This window comes from Thioclava sp. F28-4 (genome assembly GCF_002020045.1).
In the GTDB taxonomy this organism is placed as follows: Bacteria; Pseudomonadota; Alphaproteobacteria; order Rhodobacterales; family Rhodobacteraceae; genus Thioclava; species Thioclava sediminum.
Genome location: NZ_MPZQ01000007.1, coordinates 204,981 through 226,401 on the forward strand (window position 1 = coordinate 204,981; position 21,421 = coordinate 226,401).

The 21,421-nt window shown below is 64.5% G+C and carries 20 protein-coding genes; 16 read left to right on the plus strand and 4 right to left on the minus strand.

From position 1 onward, the window contains the following. Positions 1-38: 38 nt before the first annotated feature. From BMI87_RS15950 to BMI87_RS15960, 3 genes are read left to right on the plus strand one after another with little or no spacing between them, the layout of a single operon-like run. Positions 39-623, plus strand: a complete 585-nt coding sequence (locus BMI87_RS15950) for an RNA polymerase sigma factor (protein WP_078522603.1) — start codon at positions 39-41, stop codon at positions 621-623. Further along, positions 616-1,038, plus strand: a complete 423-nt coding sequence (locus BMI87_RS15955) for a dihydroorotate dehydrogenase (protein ID WP_146681630.1) — start codon at positions 616-618, stop codon at positions 1,036-1,038. The genes BMI87_RS15950 and BMI87_RS15955 overlap by 8 nt, the downstream gene beginning before the upstream one ends. After that, positions 1,038-1,544 carry a periplasmic heavy metal sensor gene (locus BMI87_RS15960; RefSeq protein ID WP_078522605.1) on the plus strand — a complete coding sequence of 169 codons (507 nt, stop codon included), beginning with the start codon at positions 1,038-1,040 and terminating at the stop codon, positions 1,542-1,544. The genes BMI87_RS15955 and BMI87_RS15960 overlap by 1 nt, the downstream gene beginning before the upstream one ends. A gap of 110 nt (positions 1,545-1,654) precedes the next feature. Here the strand turns inward: BMI87_RS15960 and BMI87_RS15965 are convergent, their stop codons facing one another. Beyond that, on the minus strand, positions 1,655-3,049 hold the full coding sequence (locus BMI87_RS15965) for a diguanylate cyclase (protein ID WP_078522606.1): 1,395 nt from the start codon (positions 3,047-3,049) through the stop codon (positions 1,655-1,657). 143 nt (positions 3,050-3,192) lie between these two features. Between BMI87_RS15965 and BMI87_RS15970 the strand changes: the two genes are divergently transcribed. Genes BMI87_RS15970 through dacB form a run of 7 tightly spaced genes read left to right on the plus strand, consistent with a single transcriptional unit; the run spans position 3,193 to position 10,027 of the window. After that, a complete protein-coding gene (locus BMI87_RS15970; protein ID WP_078522607.1) occupies positions 3,193-3,471 on the plus strand; it encodes a DUF3572 domain-containing protein in 279 nt (92 codons plus the stop codon). A gap of 45 nt (positions 3,472-3,516) precedes the next feature. Then, on the plus strand, positions 3,517-4,221 hold the full coding sequence (locus BMI87_RS15975; protein ID WP_078522608.1) for an HAD family hydrolase: 705 nt from the start codon (positions 3,517-3,519) through the stop codon (positions 4,219-4,221). Between the two features lie 51 nt (positions 4,222-4,272). Then, positions 4,273-6,006 (plus strand): DUF4153 domain-containing protein, encoded by a 1,734-nt coding sequence (locus tag BMI87_RS15980; RefSeq protein ID WP_078522609.1) that lies wholly within the window; start codon positions 4,273-4,275, stop codon positions 6,004-6,006. Between the two features lie 60 nt (positions 6,007-6,066). After that, positions 6,067-6,678 carry a heme NO-binding domain-containing protein gene (locus tag BMI87_RS15985; RefSeq protein WP_078522610.1) on the plus strand — a complete coding sequence of 204 codons (612 nt, stop codon included), beginning with the start codon at positions 6,067-6,069 and terminating at the stop codon, positions 6,676-6,678. Further along, on the plus strand, positions 6,678-7,880 hold the full coding sequence (locus tag BMI87_RS15990) for a diguanylate cyclase (RefSeq protein WP_078522611.1): 1,203 nt from the start codon (positions 6,678-6,680) through the stop codon (positions 7,878-7,880). Before BMI87_RS15985 ends, BMI87_RS15990 begins: the two co-directional genes overlap by 1 nt. A gap of 50 nt (positions 7,881-7,930) precedes the next feature. Further along, positions 7,931-8,548: a nicotinate-nucleotide adenylyltransferase gene (locus tag BMI87_RS15995; protein WP_078522612.1), complete on the plus strand. Its 618-nt coding sequence runs from the start codon at positions 7,931-7,933 to the stop codon at positions 8,546-8,548. A 51-nt stretch (positions 8,549-8,599) separates the two neighbouring features. After that, positions 8,600-10,027 (plus strand): D-alanyl-D-alanine carboxypeptidase/D-alanyl-D-alanine-endopeptidase, encoded by a 1,428-nt coding sequence (gene dacB, locus BMI87_RS16000; protein WP_078522613.1) that lies wholly within the window; start codon positions 8,600-8,602, stop codon positions 10,025-10,027. Between the two features lie 64 nt (positions 10,028-10,091). On the opposite strand, the gene BMI87_RS16005 is transcribed toward dacB, so the two are convergent. Next, the gene (locus tag BMI87_RS16005) at positions 10,092-10,514 is read right to left on the minus strand and encodes a tellurite resistance TerB family protein (protein WP_078522614.1); all 423 of its coding nucleotides are present in this window, start codon (positions 10,512-10,514) and stop codon (positions 10,092-10,094) included. Positions 10,515-10,619: 105 nt separating this feature from the next. Here BMI87_RS16005 and BMI87_RS16010 point away from each other — a divergent pair, with 105 nt between their 5' ends. Continuing rightward, positions 10,620-12,266 (plus strand): lysine--tRNA ligase, encoded by a 1,647-nt coding sequence (locus BMI87_RS16010; RefSeq protein WP_078522615.1) that lies wholly within the window; start codon positions 10,620-10,622, stop codon positions 12,264-12,266. On the opposite strand, the gene BMI87_RS16015 is transcribed toward BMI87_RS16010, so the two are convergent. After that, entirely contained in the window at positions 12,263-13,117 is an 855-nt protein-coding gene (locus BMI87_RS16015; protein WP_078522616.1) for a CHAD domain-containing protein, read from the minus strand. The genes BMI87_RS16010 and BMI87_RS16015 overlap by 4 nt on opposite strands. Positions 13,118-13,370: 253 nt before the next feature. On the opposite strand from BMI87_RS16015, the gene BMI87_RS16020 reads away from it, so the two are divergent. Next, the gene (locus BMI87_RS16020) at positions 13,371-15,662 is read left to right on the plus strand and encodes a glycosyl hydrolase family 28-related protein (RefSeq protein ID WP_078522617.1); all 2,292 of its coding nucleotides are present in this window, start codon (positions 13,371-13,373) and stop codon (positions 15,660-15,662) included. Between the two features lie 81 nt (positions 15,663-15,743). On the opposite strand, the gene BMI87_RS16025 is transcribed toward BMI87_RS16020, so the two are convergent. Then, complete coding sequence (locus BMI87_RS16025) at positions 15,744-16,241, minus strand: HugZ family protein (RefSeq protein WP_078522618.1); 498 nt, start codon at positions 16,239-16,241, stop codon at positions 15,744-15,746. Positions 16,242-16,664: 423 nt separating this feature from the next. On the opposite strand from BMI87_RS16025, the gene acs reads away from it, so the two are divergent. The 4 genes from acs to BMI87_RS16045 all read left to right on the plus strand — a co-directional run bounded on the left by acs (position 16,665) and on the right by BMI87_RS16045 (position 21,406). After that, on the plus strand, positions 16,665-18,632 hold the full coding sequence (gene acs, locus BMI87_RS16030; RefSeq protein ID WP_078522619.1) for an acetate--CoA ligase: 1,968 nt from the start codon (positions 16,665-16,667) through the stop codon (positions 18,630-18,632). Beyond that, entirely contained in the window at positions 18,632-19,324 is a 693-nt protein-coding gene (locus tag BMI87_RS16035) for an adenylate kinase (RefSeq protein ID WP_371326891.1), read from the plus strand. The genes acs and BMI87_RS16035 overlap by 1 nt, the downstream gene beginning before the upstream one ends. A gap of 63 nt (positions 19,325-19,387) precedes the next feature. Continuing rightward, entirely contained in the window at positions 19,388-19,645 is a 258-nt protein-coding gene (locus BMI87_RS16040; RefSeq protein WP_075774060.1) for a DUF4212 domain-containing protein, read from the plus strand. A 21-nt stretch (positions 19,646-19,666) separates the two neighbouring features. Beyond that, positions 19,667-21,406, plus strand: coding sequence for a sodium:solute symporter family protein (locus tag BMI87_RS16045; protein WP_078522621.1), 1,740 nt, complete (start codon positions 19,667-19,669; stop codon positions 21,404-21,406). The last annotated feature ends 15 nt before the right edge of the window (positions 21,407-21,421 follow it).

Consider the following 21,421-nt stretch of genomic DNA (forward strand, 5'->3'; position numbering starts at 1 on the left):
TTGCATGCGCAGAGAAAGCAGGCTAGGCCTTTGACGGAATGACGATGGCACTGGATGCGATGAACGAGGCTTCGGACGAGGCTCTGCTGGAGCTTTACGCGCAGGGCGACCCGGCGGCGGCGCGGGCGTTGACGCTGCGCTTCGGGCCGTTGGCCTACCGGCTCGCCTATCGCTATCTGCGCGATGCGGCCGAGGCCGAGGACGTCGCGCAAGAGGGGCTCTTGCGGCTCTGGAAGATCGCGCCGGAGTGGCGCGCCGGCGAGGCGAAGGTCTCGACTTGGCTTTACCGGGTGGTGGCCAACCTCGCGACGGACCGGCTGCGCAAGCGCCGCGGCGTGGGGTTGGACGAGGCGCCAGAGGTGGCCGATGACCGCGCGAGCGCGCTGGACGAGTTGATCGCGCGCGACCGTTTGGCCGCGCTGGAAGCGGCGCTGGATCAATTGCCGGAACGGCAGCGGATTGCGGTGACACTGCGACATATCGACGGTTTGTCCAATCCCGAGATCGCTGCCGCGATGGAAACTGGCGTCGAGGCCGTAGAAAGTCTGACAGCGCGTGGAAAGCGCGCTTTGAGCAAGCTGCTTCGGGGGCAGCGAGAGAAATTGGGGTTTGGCGATGACTGACAAACGTATGGATCGCGAGACGGACGTGTTCGACGACGCGGCGCTGGAGCAGCTGTTCAGCGAGGCGCGCGCGGCGGGCGGGCCCGAGCCCGGGGCGGGGTTCCTCGCCCGGGTTCTGGCCGATGCGGAAGCGGAGCAAGCTGGCTTTGCGCGTCCCGGCCCCGCTGCAGCGCCCGACAAGCCAGACGTCTTGGCCGGTATCTGGGACGCGCTTCGCGGCGCGTTCGGCGGCTGGGCTCCGATGGGCGGTCTGGTCACGGCCGCTCTGGCCGGGGTCTGGATCGGCTTCGTGGGGGCCGACGAGATCGGCGCGCTCAGCCCGTTTTACGCCAGCAGCACGACCGAAAGCCTCGGCACGGTCAACCTGCTACCCGAGGGCGACACCTTCGCCTTCGCCGATGAAGGAGGGTTCTGATGGCGGCTGCCGAGACGCGAAATGGCCGGGGATTGCGCTGGGCGCTGATAGGGTCGGCGGTGCTGAACCTGCTTTTGCTGGGGTTCTTCATCGGCGGCTGGATCGCGCATGAGCGGCATCCGCCGCGCCCGGTCGTGGGCGATGTCAGCCTCGGCGCGTTCACCGGGGCGCTGAGCCCGGAAGATCGTGATGCGCTGCGCAAGGCGGCGCAGGCGCGCGGCTCGGAGTTCCGCGATATGCGGCGGCAAGCGCGCAGCGACATGACGGCGCTGATCGCTGCGATCGACGCGGAGCCCTGGGATCGTGCGCAGGTGGCCGAGCTGCTAGAGCGGCACAAGGCGCGGACGGTGCAGCGGGTCGATATCGGCGAGCAACTGATCCTCGACCGGCTCGACGCGATGAGCGCCGAGTCGCGGCACAGCTTTGCCGAGCGTCTGCGCGAGGGCGCGGCGCGGTTCGACAAGCGCAAGAAAGACCGTGAGGACACCCCAAAGCCCAAGCCGTGAGATCAGGCGGACGGGCGCCCCCAAGGGGGCGCGGCCATTCGCCGTTTGGAAATTCGCCAACCCTCAGTGTCATCGCCTGCCCACGCGCGGCGTGACCCTTCTATTTCGGGTCAGGCCGCGTTTGTGTGCTGGGCGAGGGAGACTTGGTTTCGACCGCTTCCCTTGGCGCAGAGAAGCGCCGCATCGGCCTCGTCGATAAGATGCTGAGGATCGTCGTGGCGCGTACCGCCGAAAGCGAGGCCGATCGAAATGGTGACCTGCATCGCGCGCCCGTCGGGCAACGTGATCTTGCTCTGCGCGATTTCGCGTCGGAGCCGTTCGGAGATCCGGCAACCCTCGACCAGAGAGCTGTCGGGCAGCGCCACGAGAAACTCCTCGCCGCCGATGCGACCGATGAGATCGACGTCGCGCAGGCTTTGGCGCAGATGGCGGGCGATACTCGCCAGCACCTCGTCACCCGCGCCGTGGCCATAGGTGTCGTTCACTGATTTGAAACGGTCGAGGTCGAGCAGCATCACCGCATAGCCATGGCCCGTGCGGCGCGCGCGCTCGGACATGCGCGACAGATGCGCGTTCACGTAGCGACGATTGTGCAGCCCGGTCAGCGGGTCGACCAGCGCAAGACGCAGACCTTCATCGACTGAGAGACGCAGTTGATCGGACAGGCGCTTGCGGCGGAGCTGCGCGCCGATCCGGAGTGCGGCTTCCTTTGCTGCGAGCGGTGTCGACATCTCGGCGGGCAGCAGGTCATCCGCACCCAGATCGAGCGCGCTGGCTTGCGTTTCGCGTGCATCAGGCTGGCTGGCGATCAGGATCGCCGCATGGCGCGTTTCGGGATGCGAGCGCAATTCCGACATCAGCCGCAGCCCGTCGCCGCGATGCGCGAGGTCTGCGCCGATCACGAATAGATCGGGGGCGCGACGCGTGGGGTCGTCGCCGCAGGGCTGATCGTAACTGGTCAGCAGGATCCGATTTGTCGTCAGCAGGGGCGCGAGCGCGGATTTCCAGCGCAGCCCCTCGGCCGGGTTGGGCGCGATCAGAGCGATCCGCGCGAGAGGGACGAAGTCGCTCGCCGCCTCTGCGAAGCCGAGTTCCCGGCAGGTCTGCTCGCGCAGCGCCGAATCCTCGTCGCCGACATGGGCGCGGATCAGGCTGCGCAGCCGGGCGAGTAGCACCAGTTCGTCGAAGGGTTTGGCCAGCACCTCGTTCGCCCCGGCCTGCAGCAGCGTCACGCGCAGCTCCGGCGTGTCGCGCCCCGTCATCGCGATGATCGGGATGCGCCGGGTCCGCGGGTTCACCCGCAGCCGGGCGATGAGGCCCTCTCCGGTCATGTCGGGCAAGGTGACGTCGAGCAGGATCAGCCCGGGCCGTTGCGCGGCCGCGAGGGCGAGCGCCTCCGCCGCGCTTGCGGCTTGCAGTGTGTTGTAGCGCGCGCCGGTCAGCTTCGCCTTAAGCACAATGCGATTGGTCGCCACATCATCCACGATGAGGATCGATCCCGGCATATAACGCTACTCCTTCAACCTCCGGCGCGGTGCGGCTTGCATCGGGCGGTTCCCGACTGCGCCAGCTTCTCACCGCGCCTTTTCTTGACCTTAGCGGTCGATAGGTTAACAAAGCGTTTCTCCCCGACAGAGAAGGACCCGTCATGCGGCAAGAAAACGCTCATACGCTCGCGTTGCAGACCCTCGGCTGGCTTGCCGGTCGCGAAGATCTGATCGGCGCGTTCCTCGCCAATTCCGGGGCCAGCGTGGACGATTTGCGGACGCAGGCGAGCGATCCGGACTTCCTCGCAGGAGTTCTCGACCATGTCCTGCAGGACGATCAGGTGGTGCTGGATTGCGCGCAGGATCTTGGTGTGCAGCCCGAGGCGCTGATGCAGGCGCGCGCGGTTCTCGGGCGCGGCGATCTGCGCCACTGGACCTGACGCGCAGCTTTGGGCAATCTGCCCGCAAAGGGAGGCGGATCGCAGATGGCAGGCGGCAAGATACGGGCGGTGCTGTTCGACAAGGACGGTACGCTTTTCGACTTCGACGCGACATGGGGCGCGTGGGCGAAGCTGCAAATCGAGGCGTTGGCAAATGATCCCCAGCAGGCTGGTAGGCTTGCCGCGGCGATCGGATTCGACCTCGAGCGGGTAGAATTCGAGCCGCATTCGCCGGTGATCGCGGGCACGGTTCGGGAGGCGGCGGAATTGCTGTTGCCGCATCTTCCGGGACGGTCGCTCGATGATCTGGTGCTCGAACTGGAGCAGGCGGCGCATGACGTGCCTCTGGTGGAACCGGTGCCGCTTGCAGCGCTTCTGTCCGATCTGCGGGGACGCGGATTGCAGCTGGGCATTTGCACGAACGATGCCGAGTCCTCTGCGCGGGCGCATGCTGCGCAGGCGGGCATCACCGATCTTTTCGACCGGATTATCGGCTATGACAGCGGGCATGGGGCGAAACCCACGGCGCGCCCGCTGCTGGCCTTCGCGGATTCGCTGGGGCTGGACCCGGCCGAGGTCGTGATGGTCGGCGACAGCCAGCATGACCTGCACGCGGCGCGCGCGGCGGGCATGATTGCGATCGGCGTGTTGAGCGGGCCGGCAGAGCGGGCCGATCTGGCCCCGCTCGCTGATGCGGTGCTCGATCATATCGGGGGGCTTCCCGACTGGCTCGCTCAGCGCGCGGGCTAGCAAAGGCGCGTCAGACGCGCGGGAGCCTCGCGCAAGACAGGAGAGGGACGCATGCAACTACGTTTGCAACATATTCTGCTTGGGCTGTTGGCGGGCATGTTCTTCTGGGCGCTCGATAACCAGTTGCAGCAACGGCTTCCGATTGACGCGCACGGACAATTCGGCGTGTCGGTTCTGGGCACGGCGTTCTTCGCGACCGCGCTTGCGATGCTGGGTGAGATCGGCTGGCGCAGGGCATTCGGCGCGGCGGCGCTGATTGCGGTTCCGGTTGCGCTGCTCGGATGGTGGGCGTCGCTTGGCTATGCTGCGAGCGAGTCGCTGGCGGGATACATGCCTTACGAGCTGCTCGCGCTCTCGGTTCTGGCGATGCTGCCGATGCCCTTCGCGATGGCCGTGGCGCAGGGCGGGACGCGCGCCTGGAACGACTATCCGGCGCTGTTCCTGCATGCCTGGAATATCGTGGTGCGCTATGCGGCTGCGTTTATTTTCCTCGGGATGGTCTGGCTCGTGCTGTACCTTTCGGCGCGCCTGCTCGAGAGTGTGGACCTCGATTTCCTGCGCCAGCTTCTGCGGGAGAAGCTGTTCGCCTTTACAGTCTCGGGCGGCATTCTCGGGCTCGGGCTGGCAGTGGTGACCGAGCTGGAGGAGATGATCTCTCCGACCCTGATCCTGCGGCTTTTGAGGCTGTTGCTGCCGCCTGTGCTTCTGGTCGCGGTGATCTTCGTGGCCGGGTTCATTGCGCGCCGCGGGGAGGTCTCGCTGATCGGGTTCTCGCAGATCGAGACGCTGCTTGCGATGGCCGCGGCGGCGGTGACGCTGATCTCGATCGGCATTGAGCGCGACGATGAAAGTGCCGTCCGGGCGCGGGTCTTGCGGCTGTCGGCTCAAGGCTTGGCGCTGGTGCTGCCCGTGCTGGTCGGGGCGGCGGCCTGGACTGGATGGCAAAGCGTCACCGCGCAGGGCTGGACCCCGGGACGCGTGGCGCAGGCGGTGCTGATCGTGCTTCTGGCGGGGTATGCGCTGGGATATGCCGGGTCGGTGCTACTGGGGCGCGGCTGGATGGCGCGGCTGCGGCGGATCAATATCGCCATGGCGGGAGTCCTGCTTCTTGCCGCGCTGGCGTGGCTGACGCCGGTGCTGGATGCGAACGGGGTGGCTGCGCGCTCGCAACTGGCGCTGTATCGCGAGGGGCGCATCACGGCAGGCGCTTTGCCGCTCTACGCTTTGAAGAACCACTGGGGGCTTGCCGGGCAGGCGGCCTTTGCGGAGTTGGAGGCGCAAGCCGGTGATGACCGCGCGCTCGCAACGGCCTTGGCCCGTCTGAGCCCGTCTGCGGATGGGGCGGAGGGGGCCAGCGCCGCGCGCGCCCAACTGCGCCGGGATCTCGTGCTGCCGCCCGGTGCGAAAGCGCCCGAGGATGCGCTGCTCGATGCGATCCGCGCGCGCGCGCCGGAGGTTGCGGCGGGGCTTTGCGCCTCGGCCGAGGGGGCAGCGGCGAATTGCGCCTTGATCGAGGCTGATTTCCTTTCGGATGTGCCCGGTGACGAGGCGATGGTGCTCCTGCATCTGCCCGACCGCGATGCGATCTACGTGCTGCGGCAGTCGAACGGCGCGTGGGATTCGATCGGTTGGGGCAGCGTCGTCGATGCGCAGGGCGAGCCACGTTTCCGCGTCGATCTGGCCCCTGTCATCGCCGCGATCAAACGTGGTGAGGTGCAGCTGGCCCCGAGCGGGATCATGGCGCTTGAGGCCGGTGGGCTGCGTCTCTTGCCGCTGTCGCGCTGAGCCGGGCGAATTTGGAGCTTTGTTAACTTCTGACCGCTAGCGTGGCGGTCAGGAGGGCACATGCTCGGCTTGATCAACCGCTCTATCGAGACGTTTCTGACCGACACCCACGGGGCGGCGCTCTGCGCGCGTGTGCGGCGGCGCGCGGATTTGCCGGGCGAGAGCTATGAGCCTCTGCTGCAATATGACGATGCGCAGACCTTGCGGCTGATCGATGCCGCTTGTGACGAGTTGGGGCGGGCGCGATCCGAGTTTTTGGAAGACCTTGGGGCGCATCTGTGCAGCCGTGAAGCGGTGCGCCGCCTGTTGCGTTACGGTGGCTGCGATTATCGCGGTTTTCTGAACTCGCTCAACGAGTTGAACGATCGCGCGCGCATGGCGCTGCCCGATCTCAAGCTGCCGAACTTGCATCTGGTCGCAACCCAGCCGGGTCAGTTCCGTCTGCGTGTCGCCGCGGATCTGCCGGGCTGGGGGGCGGTGCTGGCGGGGATTCTGCGCGCGATGGCGGATGACTATGGCAGCCTCGCGCTGATCGAGGTGCCGCCGCGTTTCGCCGGGGGCGATCTGCGCGACCCCGACCCGATGGGGGAAACCGTGACGATCCAACTGCTCGACGCCACCCATGCCGAGGCGCGCCAATTTGCCCTCGCGCGCATGATTGGTGAGGTGTGATGAGCGTGCCGGGCGAGAACACTGTCACGAGACTGGCCGCCCAGCCTCCACCTGATCGGGGCGCGCAAGCCTATTGGCTGGCGCTGTTGACCGGGCTTTTGCCGATGTTTCTCTGGCTCGACGAGCAGGCCTGCATCCTCGGGGTCGGGCGCACGTTGCGCAAGGTTCTGGGGGTGCCGGAAGCCCAGATCGTCGGCGCGCCGTTCTCGCGGTTTTTCTCGGTCGCGCGGCGCGGCGGGGCGGTACGGATGTGCCCGAAAGAACTGCGCTCAAGTTGCGGTGCTGTTGATTGCGATCGCCAGATCGGGCGCTGCGGGCGCTCCCTCGGGGCCATGACGGCGGAGGAGATGCTGCATGTCACCCTTCGCATGCGCCCACAGGTAAGCCTGCGCGGCGCGCTGGTGAGCCACGCGGGTCCGCCAGTTCAGGGGGGGGCGCTGACGCTGGCGGGGGGCGATATGCTCCTCAATTTCAGCTTCGGTATTCACCTGCGCGAACTTGTGGCGGAATTCGACCTGACCGAACATGACTTTTCCGCCGCCGATCTCGCGATGGAAATGCTGTATCTGCAGGAAGCGAAATCGCTCGTGCTGGAGGAGTTGCGGGCTCTGACCGGGCGGCTTGATCAGGCGCGCAAAGCGGCGGAAGAACAGGCGCTGAGCGATCCGCTGACGAAACTCGCCAACCGCCGGGCAATGGCACAGGCGCTCGCAAGGGCCGTCGATCATGCGACGAACGGCCTGGCGAATTTCGCTTTGCTGCAGGTCGACCTCGATCACTTCAAGACGATCAATGACACGCAAGGCCATGCGGCGGGGGATTTCGTGTTGCAACTGGTGGCCCGCAACCTGTGCGAAAGCGTGCGCGGAGGTGATCTGGTCGCGCGGATGGGTGGCGATGAGTTCCTCGTTCTCTTGCGCGGTAATCCGAGCCGCGCGGAGATTGGTGCGCTCGCGGCACGCATCATCGAACAGCTCGAAGCGCCGAAATGGTATCGGGGGCAGGAATGTCTGGTGTCCGGATCGCTCGGTGCTGTGTCGTCGCGCGACTACGAGAGCCTCGAGATCGAGGCGCTGCACAACGATGTCGACAGGGCGACCTATGCCGCGAAGACTGCAGGGCGCGGCTGCCTTCGTTTCGGGTCCGGGCCTGTCGAAAACGTCGAGGATGGGCCGACGACGTCACCCGGCGCTGCGCCTTAGGCGCACAAACGCTCTTTTCCTGACCGGTCGCCTTCGGGTAAGGGCAGCGCATGAGACAAGGATTTCCCTATGCCCGCGCCGGACAGCGCATCGGTCTTCTGGGCGGGTCGTTCGATCCGGCGCATGAAGGTCACGTCCTGATCACGCGTGAGGCGCTGCGCCGCTTCAATCTTGATCGGGTTTGGTGGATCGTGAGCCCCGGCAACCCGCTCAAGGCGCATGGACCCGCGCCGCTCGATCAGCGGATCGCGAGTGCGCGGGCGAGCCTTGGGGGCGATCCGCGCGTCGTGGTGACCGACCTCGAAGCGCGGCTCGGCACGCGTTACACGGCCGACACGATAACGCGGCTGCGTGCGCTCTATCCCGGCGTGGATTTCGCGTGGCTGATGGGGGCCGATAACCTCGTGCAGTTCGATCGCTGGGATCATTGGCGCACGATCATGGAGAGCGTGCCGGTCGGCGTGCTGGCGCGTCCGGGCTGGCGGATGCCGGGGCGCTGGGCGCGCGCGGCGCGCATTTATGCGGGGGCCGAACTGCCCGCGGTCGCCTCGCAGCGCCTCCTCGACGGACCGGCGCCGCGCTGGTGCTTCGTCAACATTCCGATGTCGTCTCTTTCCTCCACGGAAATTCGCGAGAAAGGCGGCTGGCGGGCATCGACACCCGCTTGAAGACAGTGCGGGGCGCGCTACGCTCGGATTGACGCCGAGGGAGGAATCGCCATGCCGCTATCGATATCGCGCCGCTTCGCACTGCTGGGTTGCGCCGCGCTTTTCGCCACTCCGAAAACGGGCTTCGGCCAGACGGTCGCGGCAGCCGAATTGGTCCGGATGGCCGGGCTCAGCGGCGATGTGGGCTATGTCGTCGCGGACCTGAAGAGCGGCCAGATCCTCGAACAGCGCAATGCAGGCCAAGCGATGCCGCCCGCCTCCGCGCTCAAGTCGATCACCTCGCTCTATGCGATGGAGCAACTGGGCGGCGATTTCCGTTTTGGCACGCAGTTGATCGCGACCGGCCCGATCTCGGGCGGGCGCATTCAGGGCGATCTGATCCTCGCGGGTGGGGGCGATCCGACGCTAACGACCGACGATTTGAACGCGATGGCGAAGCAGCTGGCGGCGAAAGGCGTGCAGGGCGTCACGGGGCGTTTCCTGACCTGGGCCGGGGCGCTGCCCTACAAGAACGAGATTGCAAACGATCAGCCGATTTTCGCGGGCTACAACCCGTCGATCTCTGGGCTGATGCTGAACTTCAACCGCGTGCATTTCCAATGGCGCCGCTCCGGTGGGGGCTGGGCGCTGAGCATGGATGCGCGCGGGCGCGACGTGCAGCCGCAGGCCTATACCGCGAAGGCGTCGATTGCGAAACGCTCGTCGCCCACCTTCACCTATTCCGACCGCGGCGGGGTCGAGCATTGGACGGTCGCATCGGCGGCCTTGGGGCGTGGTGGGAGCCGGTGGTTGCCGGTGCGCCATCCGGCGGCCTATGCGGGCGACGTGTTTCAGACATTGGCCCGCGCACAGGGCACACCGCTGCCCGCGCCGGAAGAGGTGCGCAACCTGCCCGGCGGCACGGTTCTGGTGAGCCATGGCAGCGATCCGCTTGTGCCGGTTCTGCGCGAGATGATGAAATATTCGACCAATATCACCGCGGAAGCGGTGGGTATGACGGTCAGCAAGCGGCTGGGCGCGGGGAACTCCCTGAAGCAGTCGGGACAGACGATGACCCAGTGGCTGCAGCAACGCACGGGCGCGCGCTCGGCCCGGTTCACCGACCATTCCGGGCTGCGGGCCGATGCCGAGCTTTCGCCGCAGGACATGGTGGCGGCACTGCGCAATCTCGGTGCGCCGATGGGGCTGCGCAGTTTGATGAAGCCATTCAAGCTGCGCGATGCGACGGGCAAGAACATGCCGGCCCAGCCGTTCCGCGTCGATGCCAAGACCGGGACGCTGAATTTCGTGTCGACTTTGGCGGGCTACATGACGGCGCCGGATGGCACCGAACTGGTCTTCGCGATCTTCACCGCCGATCTAAACCGGCGTCGTCGTGCGGGCTCGGCGCCGCGCCCGCCGGGGCAGGTCCAATGGGTGCGGGCGTCGAAAATCCTTCAGAGCCAGCTGTTGGAGCGTTGGGCCGAGATTTACGGCTGAGGGGTCGCTCCGCCCGGACGGCGGGGCGGTCGTCAGGTTTTCTCGCCGGGACTCTATCGTCCGATCAGAGCGTGACGTGGCGCACTTTCGCACCCCATTCGATGGCGACGGCGTGCAGTCGGTCGATCGCCAACTCACCGCGAATTTCTTCGAGAAGACGTAGTTCGGTTTGACGGATCGTGCCATCTGCGGCGGCCACATCGCAGGCCAGCGCATACGCGGTTTCGAAAATATGTTCGGGCAGCGCGTCGCGGATCAGGCCGAACAGCGCCTCGAGCCCATCTTCTTCTTCGAACAGCGTGAAGACAGAGCGGGAGACCCGCGAGACGCGGTCGAAATCGTAGCCCGCGAAGATCGGCATGTGGTTCACTATCCGCTCGATTGCGACGAGTTCGGAGGTCGGCACGTCCTCATCGGCGGCGGAAATCGCGACCATCACGGCGACGAGCGCGTCTTGGGGCGAAAGCGAGGCGAGAACGTCGGGCACGTGGGAGCTCCTTGATAGTGTTCGAGTGCTAATTATTGACTGTCCCCGTCCGCTTCAATAGGTCAGGCGCGACTGGGCGCACGGGGCGCCTTCATGAGGTATGCAATGACGAGCTTGCGTGACGCTGCGATGAAATCCAAGGCCTGGCCCTTCGAGGAAGCCCGCCGGGTGCTCAAGCGTTACGAGAAACGGGACCCGGAAAAGGGTTACGTCCTGTTCGAGACGGGCTACGGTCCCTCGGGTCTGCCGCATATCGGCACGTTTGGCGAAGTTGCGCGCACCACGATGATCCGCCGCGCTTTCGAGGTGATCTCGGATATCCCGACGAAGCTTCTGTGCTTCTCGGACGATATGGACGGGATGCGGAAGGTGCCGAGCAACGTGCCCAATCAGGACATGCTGCGTCTGCATGAGCAGAAGCCGCTGACCTCGGTCCCCGATCCGTTCGGCGAGTTCGACAGCTTCGGCAACCACAACAACGCGATGCTGCGCCGTTTCCTCGACACGTTCGGGTTCGAGTATGAATTCGCGAGCGCGACCGATTACTACACGTCGGGCCGGTTCGACGAAATGCTGATCAAATCGGCTTACGAATACGATCAGATCATGGAAATCATGCTGAAGTCGCTGCGCGAAGAGCGTCAGCAGACCTATTCGTGCTTCCTGCCGATCCATCCCGAGACGGGCCGCGTGCTCTACGTTCCGATGAAGGAGGTCAATGCGCGCGACGGCACCGTGACCTTCGACGACGAGGATGGGCGCGAATGGACGCTGCCGGTCACCGGCGGCAATGTGAAGCTGCAGTGGAAACCCGATTTCGGGATGCGTTGGGCCGCGCTCGGCGTCGATTTCGAGATGTATGGCAAGGACCACTCGACCAACACGCCGATCTATGACGGCATCTGCCGCGTGCTGGGTGGGCGTGCGCCGGAGCACTTCACCTACGAGCTGTTCCTCGATGCGAATGGTGAGAAGATCTCGAAGTCGAAGGGCAATGGCCTGTCGATCGACGAGTGGCTGACCTATGCGGCGACGGAATCCTTGAGCTACTTCATGTATCTCAAGCCGAAGACCGCGAAGCGGATGCATTTCGACGTGATCCCGAAGGCGGTGGACGAATATCACCAGCAGCTGCGCGCCTATCCCGATCAGCCGATCGAGCAGCAGGTGAACAACCCGGTCTGGCACATCCACGGCGGCAACCCGCCCGAGAGCCGGATGGTGGTGCCTTTCGCGATGCTGTTGAACCTCGCGAGCGTCGCGGGCGCGACCGAGAAGGAAGGGCTGTGGGGCTTCATCAAGCGCTACGCGCCCGAGGCGAGCCCGGAAGGCAATCCCGATCTCGATCAGGCGGCAGGCTTCGCGCTGAAGTATTTCGAGGATTTCGTGAAGCCGACGCTGGTCTTCCGTGCGCCCGACGCCTCCGAACGTGCCGCGCTGGAAGATCTTGCCAAGGCGCTGAAATCGGAAGAGGCGGCGCTCGATCAGATCGCGCGCAAGAACGCGGCGGCAGGCAACGAAGAGCCGCTGCCGGAGGCCGATTTCCATAGCGACGAGTTCCTGCAGACGGTCGTTTTCGCGGTCGGCAAGAACCACGAATTCGCGAACCTGCGCGATTGGTTCAAGGCGCTCTACGAGGTGCTGTTGGGCCAGAGCCAAGGACCGCGCTTCGGCGGGTTCATCGCGCTTTACGGTGTCGATGAGACCGTCGCGCTGATCGAGCGGGCGCTGGCGGGCGAACTGGTCGACTAAGCTTTCCAGAGATCGAACCAAGCCCCCCAGCGGTCGCAAAGCGGCTCGGGGGGCTCGGCGAATATCCTGGCGCCGAGGGTGAAGGCTTCGGCCTCCAGTCGGGCGGATTCGGTGCGGATCAGTGCAAGCAAAGCCTCGGCCCTTTCGGGGTCGAGATGCTCTGGCACTTTCATCTCGAGCACATGCAGGTCGTGATGGTCGCCGATCAACTCCCCCAAAGTGTCGAGCGCGTCTTCGCGCGGATGCAGCATCTCGGGCCAGATCGGGGCGAGCAGGCGGGTGTGATACCAATGCTGCTTCACCCGCGTCCGCCAATGGTGCAGGTCTAAGCCTGCGCGTGATTCCTGAGCGGTTTTCAAGCGCTTGCGGCAGTCTTTTAGCGTCTCGTACAATCCGGCCTCATAGGCGGGCCAGCCCTTTTCGGTGACGTCCCAATCCTTCGCGCGTTTGCGGATTTCCGTGACGCGTTTCGCGAATGTCGAGATGTCGCCTTCCTTTGGGGGCGGGGTCGCGGGCAGCGCGTCGAGCATGGCGCGAGCGGCAGACGCACCGTCGAGATCAGGCCCTTCGCGCCCGAGCCGGATAAGCGAGGCGCGCATCACCTCGTCGTCGCGCAGGCTGGAAATGCCGCGGGCGGCTTCGGCCAAGGCGTCGTTCTCCTTGTGAAAATCGGAGAAATGCGGTGCGAAGAGGCGGATCAGGCCGCGGGTCTTCTTGATCGCTTTGCGCAGCGCATGGACCGAAGGGTCGGGCTTGTCGGCCAGTTTAACGGCCGTTCCGAGCTCGCTGCGCGCGATGCGGCGCAGGGCTTTCGTCGGGGTCTTGTCGTCGGGGGATATGGCGTAAACCATCTGCGGCTCCTCTTGGCTGCACACCCGATGTGGCGCGAGGATATGTCAGGCGCATGACGCTGTCACCTGCGAAGCGGGAGGGGCAGCGGGAGCGCAGGCCGTGACCGGAGGCTGCGAACGGCCCTCTCAGGTCTTCTTTAACCTTTCCTTCTAGCTCTGTTCGGGCCGAAGCGCGGGCGCTTTCGGTCGGTCGCGGCGCGCAATTGGCACGGCAAGGGGCGCGCGGGTGGGAAAATGGACAAGAGGATTGCAGATGAACGTCGCGATTACCAAAGGGCTGGTGCTGACCCCGCCCGAATTCGCCGAAGGGTTGGATCAATGGTCGAGCGAGGATGGCACGCCGGGCTCTACGACCTATGAGAGCGCGGGCAATGCCGTGCTGGTTCCGGCGGATGCGGATTTCGGCGGTTGTCTGGAGATGCTCAAGACGCAGACGGTGCAGAAACTGCGCTACATGGGCGACACACCGATCCTGCCGGGCACCTATCTGCGCATCCGGGCGCGGGTGAAGGCGGTCAGCGGCAACCTGCCGGAGGTGCGCGTCGCGGGCTATGCGGTGACGGGGGCGGGTGCCCATGTGAGCGGCGTGGTCGAGGTCGGGCCAACGGTCGCGTTGCAAAGCTATGGCGCGGTGGTCGAGGTTTCGGCGATCGTCGGGACCGGCTCGCGCGACGGTGTCGATATGCCGTGGGGGCTGGATGCGGTCTACGGGTATTTCGGGCTGGACCTGACCGGCGCGAATGGCGGCGTGGTGCGCATCGACGATATCGAGATCGAGGATGTGACCGAGGCTTTCCTGCGTGACCTGATGGGCTGGGTGGATGTGCGCGATTACGGCGCGGTGGGCGACGGGACGACCGACAATGTCGCGGCGTTCAACGCGGCCGATCAGGCGGCGAACGGGCGCAAGGTTTTCGTCTCGGAGGGCGTTTATTACCTGGGCAGCACGATTTCGATCTCGTCGCCGGTCGAATTCGTGGGCACGCTGGTGATGCCGGTCGCAGCGAAACTGGCGCTGATGTCGTCCTTCGACTTTCCGACCTATGCGGCGGCTTTCGGCGATGAGCTGGCGGGCTTCAAGAAGGCGCTGCAGGCGCTGTTCGGCTATACCGATCACAACGTGCTCGACCTGAAAGGGCGCCGCGTCGAGGTGACCGAACCGATCCGCATCGAGGAGATCGCGCCGGACCTTACGAGCTTTTCCAACCGCCGGGTTCTGCAGAACGGGCAGATCAACGTGATCGCGGGCTCTGCCTGGGACGATGAGGTGGTGACGTCGCAGGCGAGCTATTCGGTGAGCCAGTCGATGCAGCTGACCTCGGTCGCCAATATCGCCAACATCCCCGTTGGCGCGCGGATCACCGGCACCGGGGTCGGGCGCGAGGTCTATGTGAAGTCGAAGAATGTCGGCGCGCAGACGCTGTATCTTTCGCAGCCGCTTTACGGTGGATCGGGTACGCGCACCTACACGTTCACGCGCCATCAATATGTGCTGGATTTTTCCGGGATGGAGAAGCTCGACCGGTTCAACATCGCCAATGTGGAGTTTCTCTGTAATGGGGCGGCGAGCTGCGTGATGCTGGCGCCCGACGGGCAGATGTTCCAGATCCGCGACAGCTATGTGGTGCGGCCCAAGGATCGCGCGATCACCTCGATCGGGCGGGGGTGTCAGGATCTTCTGATCGACGGCTGTCAGTTCCTGTCGGACGAGATGCTGGTGCCCGCGCAGGATCGCAAGTCGATGGTGCTCAACGTCAATGCCAATGACAGCAAGATCCGCGACTCGCGCTTCGTGCGTTTCGGGACGAGTTTCGTGTTGAATGGCTCGGGGCACCTGATCGTCGGCAATCACTGGTTTCAGGGCGACGAGGAAAGCAATGGCGTGCGCGTGGCGGGACTGGTCTTCACTCAGACCAATGTCCAGTCGGCGGTGACCGGAAATTACATCGACAACTCGATGATCGAATGGACCAACGAGCATGACGCCGAGCCGGATTTCGCGAGTGAATACAGCTTTGGCGGGCTGACGGTGACGGGCAATACCTGCGTATGCATCAATGTCGCGCCGTGGTTCACGTGGCTGTCGATCAAGCCCTATGGGCCGGGGCATTTCATTCAGGGTCTGAGCGTGACGAATAACGTGTTCAAATCGCTCAACGGCAGTGTCGACCGGATCGAGAAGATCGACACGAGCTTCGCGGATATCGACCGCTCGCGGGTGCGCAACGTGGTGTTCGAGGCGAATATGTTCAACGCGATCAATGACATCTCGCAGAACCCGGTGATGGTCGAGGCGAACCAGTCCACGGCGCAATCGGTCTGGACGGTGGATGCGAGCGAATACCTGCCCTTCGGGGGCTGGGCGCGCAACGTGCAGAGCCTGATCGCCGAGGGCATGGTTCGCGACGGCTCGGGGGCGCGGATCGACGCGATGCCCTATGTCGCGGTGGAGCAGGGCGCGGCCAAGAACCAGATCACGGTGAACTGGCCGGAGGCGGCGAAGGGTCGGCTGCAGGTCACGCTGCGGATGGATAACCCGATCTGAACGATGTGAGCGGAGCCGGTCCGGGCCGGGGCGGACGGATTGGCGGGACGGCGCGTGGGACGAAGGTCTCGCGCGCCGTTTCTATGTCAGGTCGGCAGATGTCAGGCGAAAGGCGCGCCCGAAGCCGCCATTGAGGCTGGCCGAGGTCGCGCGGAGATCGAAGAAAAAGAAATCGGGCAGGTCGATATAGAGCTTCGATTTCGGATGATCGGAGAGCCAGCGGTCGCGCATCGCCGGGAAGGCGGGATCGTCGCGGTGAATGGCATGCGCCTCGACCTGCAACGAGAGGCGGGGATGGGTGAGCGGATCGCCTTTCGCGCCGGGCTCGCCAAGCAGCAACCCGGCCCGGCGGTCCCGGAGCAGGGCTGTCGTATGCGCCGCGAGGCTGGAAACGAAGGTTAACAGCTCTCCCTTAGGGCCGGGGCCGAGGGCGACGCGGGTTACGGCCGGCGCGCCCGTATCCGGGTCGAGCGTGCCAAGCGCGCCGAACCGGGCTTCGCGGATCAGGGTTTGCGCCAAGGCGCGAGCCTCGGCATCCGTGGGACGGATCGGGTTGGTCGGCGGGGTCGGCTGTGGCATGGGAGGCTCCTTCAAGGCGGCGCGATGGTAGGGCGCGGGCCTGCGGGCGACAATCGTCGAAGTTATCCACAGGATGCCGTAACGGAAGGTCGCGCGCCGAATCATTCTGAGCGTCCGATTCGTCTCGTCGCAGCCGCGGCATGATTTTAACCGTGCGGTCGATTTTCAAATTCAGTCGGGTCCGAGCGGAAACGCTACAGGCAAGCACTTGAATTGGCTCGCCTATTTTCTGCCTCATTTCCGTGCATTTACAGCGTTAGCGCAATCGGTGTCAAAAAATTTACAGAAATATGTAGCGTATAAAGGGGGTTACATGAATCTTAACCTTTGAGTTACAGTGGCGCGGGGTAGAGGGCCTGCACTATCACGCGGGCGACATGCGGACACGCCGTGCCGCAATGCGAAATTGCTGGGAGGAAGCTCATGACTGCGCAAGACAAGGTGACTCAGGTTCCAGAGGTCAAAGAGGTCCCGCCGGGCTTCGAGAACGCCCATGCCGACGCCGCGAAATATCGCGAGATGTATCAGGAATCGATCACCGATCCGGAGAAGTTCTGGGGCCGCGAGGGTAAGCGCCTCGACTGGATCACGCCGTATACCAAGGTGAAGAACACCGATTTCACCTTCGGCCATGTCGATATCAAATGGTTCGAGGACGGCGTGCTGAACGCCAGCGTGAACTGTATCGACCGTCACCTCGCAACGCGCGGCGACCAGACCGCGATCATCTTCGAGCCCGACGATCCGGAAACCCCGGCGCAGCACATCACCTATAAGGAGCTTTCTGAGAAGGTGAACCGCTTCGCCAACGTGCTTTCGAGCCAGGGCGTGATGCGCGGCGACCGCGTCGTGATCTATCTGCCGATGATCCCGGAAGCGGCTTACGCGATGCTCGCCTGTGCGCGCATCGGCGCGATCCACTCGATCGTCTTCGCGGGCTTCTCGCCCGACGCACTCGCCAACCGCGTCAACGACTCGGGCGCCAAGGTCGTCATCACCGCCGACACCGCCCCGCGCGGTGGCCGCCGCACGCCGCTCAAGGCGAATGCCGACGCGGCGCTGCTGCACTGCTCGGACAAGGTGCGCTGCCTCGTCGTGAAGCATACCGGCGACCAGACCTCGTGGATCGACGGTCGCGATGTCGACGTGAAGGCGATGATGGAGAACGTCTCGCCCGAATGTCCGCCGCGTCCGATGAATGCGGAAGATCCGCTTTTCATCCTTTACACCTCGGGCTCGACCGGCAAGCCGAAGGGCGTGGTGCATACGACCGGCGGCTATCTCGTCTACGCCGCGATGACGATGCAATACACGTTCGACTACCATGACGGCGACGTGTTCTGGTGCACCGCCGATGTGGGCTGGGTCACCGGTCACAGCTACATCGTCTACGGGCCGCTCGCGAATGGCGCGACCACGATCATGTTCGAAGGCGTGCCGACTTATCCGGATGCGGGCCGCTTCTGGGCCGTGTGCGAAAAGCACAAGGTCAACCAGTTCTACACCGCGCCCACCGCGATCCGCTCGCTGATGGGGCAGGGGCCGGAATGGGTCGAGAAATACGATCTCTCGGCGATGAAGGTGCTGGGTTCGGTCGGTGAGCCGATCAACCCCGAAGCCTGGGCCTGGTACGACAAATACGTCGGAAAGGGCAAATGCCCTATCGTCGACACGTTCTGGCAGACCGAGACCGGCGGCCACATGCTGACCCCGCTTCCGGGCGCCACGCCCACGAAGCCCGGCTCGGCGACCCGTCCGTTCTTCGGCGTGAAGCCGGTCGTCCTCGATCCGCAGACCGCGGTGAAGCAGGACGAGACCGAGACCGAAGGCGTGCTCTGCATCTCGGACAGCTGGCCGGGCCAGATGCGCACCATCTGGGGCGACCACGAGCGTTTCCAGGAGACCTATTTCAGCCAGTACAAGGGCTATTACTTCACCGGTGACGGCTGCCGCCGCGACAGCGACGGGTACTACTGGATCACCGGCCGCGTCGATGACGTGATCAACGTCTCGGGCCACCGCATGGGCACGGCGGAAGTCGAATCCGCATTGGTCGCGCATCAGGCCGTGGCCGAGGCCGCCGTTGTGGGCTACCCGCACGAGCTGAAGGGTCAGGGCATCTACGCCTATGTCACGCTGATGAACGATGTCGAACCCTCCGACGAGCTGCGTAAGGAGCTCGAGAAGTGGGTCCGCACCGAGATCGGTCCCATCGCGAAGCCCGATATCATCCAATGGGCGCCGGGCCTGCCGAAGACCCGTTCGGGCAAGATCATGCGCCGCATCCTGCGCAAGATCGCCGAGAACGATTTCGGCAGCCTTGGTGACACCTCGACGCTGGCCGATCCGTCGGTCGTCGATGATCTGATCGAAAATCGCGGGAACAAATGATGTCGGACAGCACGACCATGACGCAGACCAAGCCTGCCGTTCTGATCCTTCTCGGCCCTCCGGGTGCGGGCAAGGGCACGCAAGCGCGGATGCTCGAAGAGACCTTCGGCCTCGTGCAGCTCTCGACGGGCGATCTTCTGCGGGCCGCGGTGTCTCAGGGCACCGAGGCCGGTCTCGCCGCGAAAGCGGTGATGGAGGAGGGCGGTCTCGTCTCGGACGAGATCGTTCTGGCGATCCTGCAAGATCGCATGGCTGAACCGGATGTTGCGAAAGGGGTGATCCTCGACGGGTTCCCGCGCACCGCCGGTCAGGCTGCGGCGCTCGACGGTCTTCTGGAGGAGAATGGCCAGTCGGTGACGGCAGCGATCAGTCTGGAGGTCGATGACGAGGCGATGATCGCTCGCGTCGCCGGCCGCTACACCTGCGCCAAATGCGGCGAAGGCTATCACGACGAGTTCAAACAGCCCGAAGTTGCGGGTGTTTGCGACAAATGCGGCGGCACGGAGTTCAAACGCCGGGCCGACGACAATGCCGAGACGGCGCGCGCGAGGCTGGAGGCCTACCACGCGCAAACGGCACCGCTGATCGCCCATTACAAGGCGCTCGGTGTTCTCGAGGAGATCGACGCGATGGGCTCCATCGACGAGATCGCCTCGGGCCTTGGGTCGATCGTAAAGCGCGTCTCGGCCTGAATTTTGGGGAGGGGCGGGCCCATGAGGGGCCCGTCTGGAGAGAAACTAAAGGGAGTTAGTCTCATGGCGGACAAATCCTCGTCCAACGCCTATTGGAAGGCGAATATCCGGACCATCCAGATTTCTCTGGTGATCTGGTTCATCGTGTCCTTCGGCTTCGGCATCCTGCTGCGCCCGATGCTGGCAGGCATCAAAATTGGTGGCACTGATCTTGGCTTCTGGTTCGCCCAGCAAGGTTCGATCCTCGTGTTCCTGGTGCTCATCTTCACCTATGCGTGGCGGATGAACAAACTGGACCGCGAGCACGGCGTCGAAGAATAATCTCAGGGAGGAGAGAGGGACATGGATCAGTTTACCCTCAACCTGCTGGTGGTCGGCGCGACTTTCGTGCTCTACATCGGCATCGCGATCTGGGCCCGTGCGGGTTCCACGTCGGAATTCTACGCCGCGGGTCGCGGCGTTCACCCGGTCGTCAACGGTATGGCTACGGGCGCTGACTGGATGTCGGCCGCGTCGTTCATCTCGATGGCTGGCCTCATCGCCTTTGGCGGCTACGACACCTCGACCTATCTGATGGGTTGGACCGGTGGCTACGTGCTTCTGGCCATGCTGCTTGCGCCCTATCTGCGCAAGTTCGGCAAGTTCACCGTGCCGGAATTCATCGGCGACCGTTTCTATTCGCAAACCGCGCGCACCGTGGCCGTTATCTGCCTCATCGTTGCGTCGATCACCTACGTTATCGGTCAGATGACCGGTGTGGGCGTTGCGTTCTCGCGCTTCCTCGAAGTGGACAACACCACCGGCCTGTTCATCGGCGCGGCGATCGTGTTCCTCTACGCGGTTCTGGGCGGCATGAAGGGCATCACCTACACGCAGGTGGCTCAGTACGTCGTGCTGATCATCGCCTACACCATCCCGGCGATCTTCATCTCGCTGCAGCTGACCGGCAACCCGATCCCGGGTCTTGGCCTGTTCTCGAACGACGTCAACACCGGCGCGCCGATCCTGTCGACGCTGAACGACACCGTCGAGGCTCTGGGCTTCGCGTCCTACACCGGCCAGCATGACACCACGCTGAACATGTTCCTGTTCACCATGACGCTGATGATCGGTACCGCCGGTCTGCCCCACGTCATCGTGCGCTTCTTCACCGTTCCGAAGGTCGCCGACGCGCGTTCCTCGGCGGGTTGGGCGCTGGTGTTCATCGCGCTTCTCTACCTGACCGCTCCGGCTGTGGGTGCAATGGCGCGTCTGAACCTCGTTTCGACCTTCTACCCGAATGGCGTGAACGAGCCGGCCGTGGAAATGACCGCGATCGAGAACGACCAGAACCTCGCTTGGGTGCGTAACTGGGCCCAGACCGGTCTTCTGTCCTTCGACGACAAGAACGGCGACGGCCGCATCGAGTACAATGCGAGCGACGCAAACGAACTGACCGTGAACCGCGACATCATCACGCTCGCCAACCCCGAGATCGCCAACCTGCCGGGTTGGGTGATCGCGCTGGTGGCGGCCGGTGGTCTGGCTGCGGCTCTGTCGACGGCGGCTGGTCTTCTGATGGCGATCTCGTCGGCGGTCTCGCACGACCTGATCAAGTCGCAGATCAATCCGGGCATCTCGGAAAAAGGCGAGCTTCTGGCCGCCCGTATCTCGATGGCCGTGGCGATCGTCGTGGCGACCTATCTGGGTCTGAACCCGCCCGGCTTCGCGGCGCAGACGGTGGCTCTGGCCTTCGGTCTGGCAGCGTCGTCGATCTTCCCGGCACTGATGATGGGCATCTTCACGAAGCGCATCAACAACACCGGTGCTGTTGCAGGTATGCTCACGGGTCTCGCGACCACGCTGATCTACATCTTCCTGCACAAGGGCTGGTTCTTCATCCCGGACACCAACACGTTCACGGATGCGAACCCGATGATCCTCTCGATCAAGTCGACCTCCTTCGGTGTGATCGGCGCGGTCCTGAACTTCATCGTGGCCTACGTCGTGTCGAACGCGACCAAAGAGACCCCGGAAGATATCCAGGAGCTCGTCGAGTCGATCCGCGTGCCGAAAGGCGCCGGTGCGGCAGTCGACCACTGAGACAGCGGCGCGGGA